Genomic DNA, 6,809 nt, shown 5'->3' on the forward strand with positions numbered 1-6,809 from the left:
CATGGAAGCATTACTACAGCTTAAAGGTATCGATAAAGCCTTCCCGGGCGTAAAAGCGCTTTCGGGAGCCGCGCTAAATGTCTATCCGGGTCGCGTGATGGCGCTGGTAGGTGAAAATGGCGCGGGTAAATCCACCATGATGAAAGTGCTTACCGGTATCTATACCCGTGATGCCGGTACGCTTTTATGGCTGGGCAAAGAAACGACGTTTACCGGGCCGAAATCTTCTCAGGAAGCTGGAATTGGCATTATCCACCAGGAACTGAATCTGATCCCGCAACTGACCATTGCGGAAAATATTTTCCTCGGCCGAGAGTTTGTGAATCGTTTTGGCAAAATTGACTGGAAAACCATGTATGCCGAAGCGGATAAATTGCTGGCTAAACTTAATCTGCGGTTTAAAAGCGACAAGCTGGTGGGCGATCTTTCCATCGGTGACCAGCAGATGGTTGAAATCGCGAAGGTATTAAGCTTTGAGTCGAAAGTTATCATTATGGATGAACCGACCGATGCGCTGACCGATACCGAAACCGAATCCCTGTTCCGCGTCATTCGCGAGCTGAAATTGCAAGGGCGCGGCGTTGTCTATATTTCCCACCGTATGAAAGAAATCTTCGAGATTTGTGATGACGTTACGGTTTTTCGTGACGGGCAATTTATTGCCGAGCGTGAAGTGGCATCACTAACCGAAGATTCGCTGATTGAGATGATGGTAGGCCGCAAACTGGAAGAACAATATCCACACCTGGAAAAAGCGCCGGGAGATATCCGTCTGAAAGTTGATAATCTCTGCGGACCTGGCGTTAACGATGTCTCTTTTACCCTACGTAAAGGTGAAATTCTCGGCGTCTCTGGTTTGATGGGCGCCGGCCGCACCGAACTGATGAAAGTGCTCTACGGCGCACTGCCGCGCACCAGCGGTTACGTCACTCTGGATGGGCATGAAGTTGTTACCCGTTCACCGCAGGATGGCCTGGCAAATGGCATTGTGTATATCTCCGAAGACCGCAAACGCGACGGTTTAGTGCTGGGCATGTCAGTAAAAGAGAACATGTCGCTAACTGCCCTGCGTTACTTCAGCCGTGCTGATGGCAGTCTGAAGCATGCCGATGAGCAACAGGCGGTGAGTGATTTTATTCGTCTGTTCAATGTGAAAACGCCGTCGATGGAACAGGCAATTGGTCTGCTTTCCGGTGGCAATCAGCAAAAAGTGGCGATTGCCCGCGGTCTGATGACGCGCCCGAAAGTGCTTATCCTTGATGAACCCACCCGTGGCGTGGATGTCGGCGCGAAAAAAGAGATTTATCAACTGATCAACCAGTTCAAAGCCGATGGTTTGAGCATCATTCTGGTGTCATCGGAAATGCCAGAAGTATTAGGCATGAGCGATCGCATCATCGTTATGCATGAAGGGCATCTCAGCGGGGAATTTACTCGTGAGCAGGCCACCCAGGAAGTGTTAATGGCTGCCGCTGTGGGCAAGCTTAATCGCGTGAATCAGGAGTAAAAAAATGACAACCCAGACTGTCTCTGGTCGCCGTTATTTCACGAAAGCGTGGCTGATGGAGCAGAAATCGCTTATCGCTCTGCTGGTGCTGATCGCGATTGTCTCGACGTTAAGTCCGAACTTTTTCACCGTTAATAACTTATTCAATATTCTCCAGCAAACCTCGGTTAACGCCATTATGGCGGTCGGCATGACGCTGGTGATCCTGACGTCGGGTATCGACCTGTCCGTCGGTTCTCTGCTGGCGCTAACTGGCGCAGTTGCTGCCTCCATCGTTGGCATTGAAGTTAACGCGTTGGTGGCTGTTGCTGCCGCACTGGCATTAGGAGCTGCAATTGGCGCGGTAACCGGGGTGATTGTAGCGAAAGGCCGCGTCCAGGCGTTTATCGCTACCCTGGTGATGATGCTTTTACTGCGTGGCGTGACGATGGTTTACACCAACGGTAGCCCGGTGAATACCGGCTTTACCGAGAACGCCGACCTGTTTGGCTGGTTTGGTATTGGTCGTCCGCTGGGCGTACCGACGCCTGTGTGGATCATGGGTATTGTCTTCCTCGCGGCCTGGTACATGCTGCATCACACGCGTCTGGGGCGTTACATCTACGCGCTGGGTGGCAACGAAGCGGCAACGCGTCTTTCTGGTATCAATGTCAATAGAATCAAAATCATCGTCTACTCTCTTTGTGGACTGCTGGCATCGCTGGCTGGGATCATTGAAGTAGCGCGTCTTTCCTCTGCGCAACCGACGGCGGGGACTGGTTACGAGCTGGATGCCATTGCCGCGGTGGTTCTGGGGGGTACGAGTCTGGCAGGCGGAAAAGGTCGCATTGTTGGGACATTGATCGGCGCATTAATTCTTGGCTTCCTTAATAATGGTTTGAATTTGTTAGGTGTTTCCTCCTATTACCAGATGATCGTCAAAGCGGTGGTGATTTTGCTGGCGGTGCTGGTAGACAACAAAAAGCAGTAATAACGACTACAGGACATCTTGAATATGAACATGAAAAAACTGGCTACCCTGGTTTCTGCTGTTGCGTTAAGCGCCACCGTCAGTGCGAATGCAATGGCAAAAGATACCATTGCGCTGGTGGTTTCCACGCTCAATAACCCGTTCTTTGTATCGCTGAAAGATGGCGCGCAGAAAGAGGCGGATAAACTCGGCTATAACCTGGTGGTGCTGGACTCCCAGAACAACCCGGCAAAAGAACTGGCGAATGTGCAGGACTTAACTGTTCGCGGCACCAAAATTCTGCTGATTAACCCGACCGACTCCGACGCGGTAGGTAACGCCGTGAAGATGGCCAACCAGGCGAACATCCCGGTAATCACTCTTGACCGCCAGGCAACGAAAGGCGACGTTGTTAGCCACATTGCTTCCGATAACGTACTGGGCGGCAAAATTGCCGGTGATTACATCGCGAAGAAAGCAGGTGAAGGGGCGAAAGTTATCGAATTGCAGGGCATCGCCGGTACATCCGCTGCTCGCGAACGTGGCGAAGGCTTCCAGCAGGCCGTTGCAGCTCACAAATTTAACGTTCTCGCCAGCCAGCCAGCAGACTTCGACCGTACCAAAGGTCTGAACGTGATGCAGAACTTGCTGACGGCGCACCCGGATGTGCAGGCTGTATTCGCGCAGAACGATGAAATGGCGCTGGGCGCACTGCGCGCTCTGCAAACTGCCGGTAAATCGGATGTGATGGTTGTCGGATTTGACGGTACGCCGGATGGCGAAAAAGCGGTTAATGATGGCAAACTAGCAGCGACTATCGCTCAGTTACCCGATCAGATTGGCGCGAAAGGCGTCGAAACCGCCGATAAAGTGCTGAAAGGCGAGAAAGTTCAGGCTAAGTATCCGGTTGATCTGAAACTGGTTGTTAAGCAGTAGTCTTTAATCAGGTTTTATAACCTGATGGTGGCATAAATACGGCATCGACAGATGAACGTGTAATATAAAGAAAAGCAGGGCACGCGCCACCCTAACCCGGTGGCGCATTTTATGGACATCCCGAATATGCAAAATGCAGGCAGCCTCGTTGTTCTTGGCAGCATTAATGCTGACCATATCCTTAATCTTCAATCTTTTCCTACTCCAGGCGAAACCGTAACCGGTAACCACTATCAGGTCGCATTCGGCGGTAAAGGCGCGAATCAGGCTGTGGCCGCAGGGCGTAGTGGCGCGAATATTGCGTTCATTGCATGCACAGGGGATGACAGCATTGGTGAGAGTGTTCGTCAGCAACTCGCCACTGATAATATTGATATTTCTCCGGTCAGTGTGATCAAGGGCGAATCGACAGGCGTAGCGCTGATTTTTGTTAATGCCGAAGGCGAGAACGTTATCGGCATTCATGCCGGGGCTAACGCAGCCCTTTCCCCAACGCTGGTGGAAGCGCAACGTGAGCGTATTGCCAACGCGTCGGCATTATTAATGCAGTTGGAATCACCACTCGAAAGTGTGATGGCAGCGGCGAAAATCGCCCATCAAAATAAAACTATCGTTGCACTTAACCCGGCTCCGGCTCGTGAACTTCCTGACGAATTGCTGGCGCTGGTGGACATCATCACGCCAAACGAAACGGAAGCAGAAAAGCTCACCGGTATTCGTGTTGAAAATGATGAAGATGCGGCGAAAGCTGCGCAGATACTACATGAGAAAGGTATCCGTACTGTACTGATTACCTTAGGGAGCCGTGGCGTGTGGGCCAGTGTGAATGGCGAAGGTCAGCGCGTACCTGGATTCCGGGTTCAGGCTGTTGATACTATTGCTGCCGGAGATACTTTTAATGGCGCGTTAATCACGGCGTTGCTGGAAGAAAAAACATTGCCTGAGGCGATTCGTTTTGCCCATGCTGCCGCTGCGATTGCTGTGACACGTAAAGGTGCACAACCTTCCGTTCCCTGGCGTGAAGAGATCGATACCTTCTTAGACAGGCAGAGGTGACGCTTGGCTACAATGAAAGATGTTGCCCGTCTGGCGGGCGTTTCTACATCGACAGTTTCTCACGTCATCAATAAAGATCGCTTCGTCAGCGAAGCGATTACCGCCAAAGTTGAAGCGGCGATTAAAGAACTCAATTACGCGCCATCAGCTCTGGCACGTAGTCTCAAGCTCAATCAAACACATACTATTGGCATGTTGATCACTGCCAGTACCAATCCTTTCTATTCTGAACTGGTGCGTGGCGTTGAACGGAGTTGCTTTGAACGCGGTTATAGCCTTGTTCTCTGCAATACCGAAGGCGATGAGCAGCGAATGAATCGCAATCTGGAAACGTTGATGCAAAAACGTGTCGATGGTTTGCTATTACTCTGTACTGAAACACACCAGCCTTCGCGTGAGATCATGCAACGCTATCCAACAATTCCTACCGTGATGATGGACTGGGCGCCGTTCGATGGCGACAGCGATCTCATTCAGGATAACTCGTTTCTGGGGGGGGATTTAGCGACGCAATATCTGATCGACAAAGGCTATACCCGTATTGCCTGTATTACCGGCCCGCTGGATAAAACGCCTGCACGTTTGCGGCTGGAAGGTTACCGGGCGGCAATGGATCGTGCTGGACTGGAAGTTCCTGATGGCTATGAAGTGACAGGCGATTTTGAATTTAACGGCGGGTTTGACGCGATGCAGCAGTTATTATCGCATCCGTTACGTCCCCAGGCTGTGTTTACTGGAAATGACGCGATGGCGGTCGGTGTGTACCAGGCGTTATACCAGGCTGGGTTACATGTTCCGCAGGACATCGCGGTGATTGGTTATGACGATATTGAACTGGCACGTTATATGACGCCACCGCTCACCACAATTCATCAACCGAAAGATGAACTGGGAGAGCTGGCAATTGATGTACTTATCCACCGGATGGCTCAACCAACCTTACAGCAACAACGATTACAACTCACCCCGATTCTGATGGAGCGCGGTTCTGCTTAGATTTTAAGCAAAATATTGCCGCCGTTAACGTATAACTGATAATGGCCGATTGCATGGCAAGGGGTGAGCGATTGAGGCTATGAGCGATAGCGGGGAAGGAAGTATTCAGAATGGCGGCATCGAGAGTCTGCATAAAGAAGGTCATTGCCGCAATCCACAATAAACTCGCCATACCACGCTTTTTATCGCTCATTCAGTGTTTCGTTAGGCTGTCTCACTTCTCGAGGGGAAGTAGCAGTGCCTGACAAGCTTTGAAAGCTGCGTTGCCATCACTATGGATTATCGCATCAACGATCGCCTGGTGCTGATCCAGTTTTATTACAGTGTTGCTGGTTATCGATGTAAAGTAGGTGTGATAAACCGAATGAAATAACGAGGCGAAAGAGGTCAAAAACGGGTTAGCACTCATTTTATAAATGTGTTCATGCCAGGCCATATCAACCTCAACCCAACGTTCCCGGCGGAAATTTTCTTTTAATGCCACCATTTCGGCCATCAGCGTATTAAGATGTGCCTTCTGTTCTGCGGTGCCCATCGTTGCTGCCAGTAAGCAGGCTTGCGGTTCCAGACAGATACGCATAACCAGAAAATGATCAATAACTTGATGAAAGTTATCTTCCGTCATCCACCAGGTAAGCAACTCTTGATCAAGAAAGTTCCAGTTGGATTGCGGCATGACACGCGTACCAATTCGTGGACGTGGCAAAACCATTCCTTTTGCCGTTAACGTCTTGACCGCTTCGCGTACCGCAGTACGGCTCACTCCAAATTGCTCACCCAGCTCAATTTCACCAGGCAGAATGGTGCCGGGTGCGTATTCACCTTTTAAGATCCGTTGCGCCAGCTTCTCAGCCAGAACATACGAAAGGTTTTTCTGTGCAGCTAACTGTTGTGCGCTTAATGGCATACTCATCTTCCTTATTCTTTTTTTCATCCTTAGTATGCCACCAGGAAGTGTGATTGCGGTTGCAAAAACGGCAAATTGCTTGTTTTATGGCGCATTAACAGGTGTTTTGATGAAAAAACACGCATTCGGAAAATTATTTTAAATTTCCTCTTGTCAGGCCGGAATAACTCCCTATAATGCGCCACCACTGACACGGAACAACGGCAAATAAGCCGCCGGGTCAGCGGGGTTCTCCTGAGAACTTCGACAGAGAAAAGCGAAAAAATGCTTGACTCTGTAGCGGGAAAGCGTATTATGCACACCCCGCGCCGCTGAGAAAAAGCGAAGCGGCACTGCTCTTTAACAATTTATCAGACAATCTGTGTGGGCACTCGAAGATACGGATTCTTAACGTCGCAAGACGCTAAATGAATACCAAGTCTCAAGAGTGAACACGTAATTCATTACGAAGTTTAATT

The 6,809-nt window shown here is 50.2% G+C and carries 6 protein-coding genes and 1 pseudogene; 5 read left to right on the forward strand and 2 right to left on the reverse strand.

Going from position 1 to position 6,809, the window contains the following annotated elements:
* Position 1: 1 nt before the first annotated feature.
* The 5 genes from rbsA (at position 2) to rbsR (ending at position 5,444) form a co-directional block, all read left to right on the forward strand.
* Positions 2-1,507 (forward strand): ribose ABC transporter ATP-binding protein RbsA, encoded by a 1,506-nt coding sequence (rbsA, locus tag A9587_RS10205; RefSeq protein ID WP_000387763.1) that lies wholly within the window; start codon positions 2-4, stop codon positions 1,505-1,507.
* A 4-nt stretch (positions 1,508-1,511) separates the two neighbouring features.
* Positions 1,512-2,477, forward strand: coding sequence for a ribose ABC transporter permease (rbsC, locus tag A9587_RS10210; RefSeq protein ID WP_000211871.1), 966 nt, complete (start codon positions 1,512-1,514; stop codon positions 2,475-2,477).
* A gap of 24 nt (positions 2,478-2,501) precedes the next feature.
* Positions 2,502-3,392 carry a ribose ABC transporter substrate-binding protein RbsB gene (rbsB, locus tag A9587_RS10215; protein WP_001056270.1) on the forward strand — a complete coding sequence of 297 codons (891 nt, stop codon included), beginning with the start codon at positions 2,502-2,504 and terminating at the stop codon, positions 3,390-3,392.
* A gap of 126 nt (positions 3,393-3,518) precedes the next feature.
* Positions 3,519-4,448, forward strand: a complete 930-nt coding sequence (rbsK, locus tag A9587_RS10220; protein ID WP_001517412.1) for a ribokinase — start codon at positions 3,519-3,521, stop codon at positions 4,446-4,448.
* A gap of 3 nt (positions 4,449-4,451) precedes the next feature.
* Positions 4,452-5,444 (forward strand): ribose operon transcriptional repressor RbsR, encoded by a 993-nt coding sequence (gene rbsR, locus A9587_RS10225; protein ID WP_000224458.1) that lies wholly within the window; start codon positions 4,452-4,454, stop codon positions 5,442-5,444.
* A gap of 13 nt (positions 5,445-5,457) precedes the next feature.
* On the opposite strand, the pseudogene A9587_RS10230 reads toward rbsR, so the two are convergent.
* Positions 5,458-5,637: pseudogene (locus A9587_RS10230) on the reverse strand (MFS transporter); the annotation flags it as partial.
* A gap of 21 nt (positions 5,638-5,658) precedes the next feature.
* Positions 5,659-6,351, reverse strand: coding sequence for a FadR/GntR family transcriptional regulator (locus tag A9587_RS10235; protein WP_001131156.1), 693 nt, complete (start codon positions 6,349-6,351; stop codon positions 5,659-5,661).
* Between the last annotated feature and the right edge of the window lie 458 nt (positions 6,352-6,809).

The organism is Escherichia sp. MOD1-EC6162 (genome assembly GCF_002965125.1).
Classification (GTDB): domain Bacteria; phylum Pseudomonadota; class Gammaproteobacteria; order Enterobacterales; family Enterobacteriaceae; genus Escherichia; species Escherichia marmotae.

Bases quoted from the DNA above. Each gene is read 5' to 3' on its own strand.
- rbsA (WP_000387763.1), top strand. From the start codon at position 2: ATGGAAGCATTACTACAGCTTAAAGGTATCGATAAAGCCTTCCCGGGC.
- rbsC (WP_000211871.1), top strand. From the start codon at position 1,512: ATGACAACCCAGACTGTCTCTGGTCGCCGTTATTTCACGAAAGCGTGG.
- rbsB (WP_001056270.1), top strand. From the start codon at position 2,502: ATGAACATGAAAAAACTGGCTACCCTGGTTTCTGCTGTTGCGTTAAGC.
- rbsK (WP_001517412.1), top strand. From the start codon at position 3,519: ATGCAAAATGCAGGCAGCCTCGTTGTTCTTGGCAGCATTAATGCTGAC.
- A9587_RS10235 (WP_001131156.1), bottom strand. From the start codon at position 6,351: ATGCCATTAAGCGCACAACAGTTAGCTGCACAGAAAAACCTTTCGTAT.